Here is a 2,168-nt window from a genome sequence, read left to right on the forward strand (position 1 = left end):
TATCGCTCATAGCTCTATTGATAGTAGTTGGTGGTTTACGTTTCCGTAAAGTTACCATTTTTCTACTATCTCCCAGCCTATGGGCGACTGACGACCTTGGCTGACTTGATGTAGATCTCTTTGCGAGGCTTATCTGTTTCGTCGGTCTCGGTGGCGCAGATCTTCTCGATCGTACGCATCCCGGAGACGATCTGTCCGAAGACGGTGTACTCTCCATCGAGATGAGGGGTGCCGCCCTCGGTCATGTAGGCTTTCTTCACCTCCTCCGGCATCGGTCGCTCCTCGCTCTCAAATTGCTTTAGCTCCCCCTCGAGATAAAACTGCCCCATCACGATGTAGAACTGTAGTCCGTCGCTCCTTCGCTCAGGATTGATGTCATTGCCCACGCGGGCGGCAGCCACTGCGCCCCGCTTGTGGAATAGCTTGGGATAGAGTATCTCCGCCTCTACGGTCGCACGGCTGAGGGAGTCGATGTAGGTCCCCTTGGGATCCCTGCCGCCCTTAAGTCCCCCACCGGCCTGTGCCATAAAGTTGCGGATGACGCGGTGGAAGGTGGTCCCGTCGTACGCCCCCTCCCTTACACGGGAGAGGAAGTTCACTTTATGGAGTGGCGTCTCGTCGTAGAGCTCGATCACGAAGTCGCCCTTATTCGTCTTGAAGCGGACGTAAGTGGACTTCGTCTCCTCTGCTGCTGCGCTGAGTGAGAGGAGAAGGGTGAGAAAAAGAGTGACGAATAGAGTGCGGTGATTCATAAGCCTTAGATGATCTGAGAGAAGTGGGAGAGGATGATGGCGGCGCTGATAGCGACATTGAGCGAGTCCCCGGCGGCTGAGGACGACTTCGGGATCAGGATGGTCTCTGTGCAGAGAGACTTCACCTCGGGACTGAAGCCGTGTCCCTCGTTGCCGAAGAGCACCACCGCCTCCCGGGGCACCGATGCCTGACCGATCGGCTCGCCGTCCAGGTCGGCAGCGATGATCGCTCCGTCGTAGCCGCTCAGCGTGGCGGCGAGGTCTATATCATAGTGTATCGTGAGGGCGCCGAGAGCACCGGCGGTCGACTGGACCACCTTAGCCCCGTAGGGATCGGCGCATCCGCGACTCATCAGCAGGGTGCCGATGCCGAGCCAGTCGCAGAGACGGATGATGGTGCCGATATTGCCGGGATTCTGCACCTCATCCAGTGCTACCACCAGTCCCTCGAGCCGGCCGACCGTCTCCGCTTCGGGGATCCTCAGCAGAGCAAGGCAGTCCGAGGGGCAGTCGAGCTGAGACACCCTCTTCATCTCCCGTTCAGTGACGAGCCGCACCTTCGACTCCTCGACAGGCAGCTCAGTCGGTGCCGTGACCAGCAGTAGCTCAGTGTCAAAGTAGGGGAGCATCTCCTCGACCACCTTGACCGTCTCTGCGACGAAGAGCCCTGAGGCATCTCTATTCTTCTTAAGCCTAAGGGAGCGGATCAGCTTGCTCTCCCTCTCAGACAGCTTCTCCATAGGTCACGCGCCACCAAGCAAGCAGAGCCCGCATATTGGGAAAAATGAGATTTGCTCCCTCGTGCCGAAGGATCTCCTCAGGGATGGGACCGGTAGCCACGGCCACCGTAAATGCTCCGGCGGCAACTGCCGAGCGGACCCCCAGGGGAGCATTCTCCACCACAAGCGTCTCGCCGGCGCTGTGCCCGGTTAGGCTCATCCCCCGGAGATAGGGCTCCGGGTCGGGCTTCCCCTTCTCCACCTTGTCTGCCGTGATCAGCTGCTCCTCCGTGAAGAGCCCCTCGAAGTAGGTCCCTATCCGGGAGAGCGCATTGGCTGTCGTGCTGCCGGTGACCACGCCGAGGTCGATCCCCCGCACCTCCTTGAGGTAAAGGATCAGCTCCCGGACATGAGGAATGGGGCGAAGGAGATCAGCCTGCCTCTCCTCGAAGAGGTGCGTCTTGTAGGCATATACCTCCTCGATGAAGTCCTCCGTAGGCTCTTCGTCAAAGGTCTTCCGATAGAGGAGGATAATGGTGTCCCGACCCTTCATCCCCTCGGCGCGGAAGAATTCTCCCGCCTCGTACTTCAGCTTATACTTGTCTGCAGCGGTTCGCCAAGCATAGTCGTGGATCGGCATGGAGTCCACGAGTACGCCGTCCATATCGAGGAGGACCAGCTTCGGCTCCTCGGGTGG

3 protein-coding genes are annotated in these 2,168 nt (G+C 59.2%); all 3 read right to left on the bottom strand.

Going from position 1 to position 2,168, the window contains the following annotated elements; all coding sequences use genetic code 11:
- Positions 1-77 precede the first annotated feature (77 nt).
- On the bottom strand, positions 78-752 hold the full coding sequence (locus Q0F21_RS07400) for a peptidylprolyl isomerase (protein WP_297238737.1): 675 nt from the start codon (positions 750-752) through the stop codon (positions 78-80).
- 5 nt (positions 753-757) lie between these two features.
- The gene (locus tag Q0F21_RS07405; protein WP_297238739.1) at positions 758-1,492 is read right to left on the bottom strand and encodes an RNA methyltransferase; all 735 of its coding nucleotides are present in this window, start codon (positions 1,490-1,492) and stop codon (positions 758-760) included.
- Positions 1,476-2,168 (bottom strand): HAD family hydrolase (locus tag Q0F21_RS07410; protein WP_297238740.1); only part of this gene is annotated, 693 nt, incomplete at its 5' end. The genes Q0F21_RS07405 and Q0F21_RS07410, both read right to left, overlap by 17 nt.

The organism is uncultured Porphyromonas sp. (assembly GCF_934359325.1).
In the GTDB taxonomy this organism is placed as follows: Bacteria; Bacteroidota; Bacteroidia; order Bacteroidales; family Porphyromonadaceae; genus Porphyromonas_A.

Excerpts from the sequence above, each read along its gene's own strand:
- Q0F21_RS07400 (WP_297238737.1), bottom strand. The coding sequence starts at position 752 with ATGAATCACCGCACTCTATTCGTCACTCTTTTTCTCACCCTTCTCCTC.
- Q0F21_RS07405 (WP_297238739.1), bottom strand. The coding sequence starts at position 1,492 with ATGGAGAAGCTGTCTGAGAGGGAGAGCAAGCTGATCCGCTCCCTTAGG.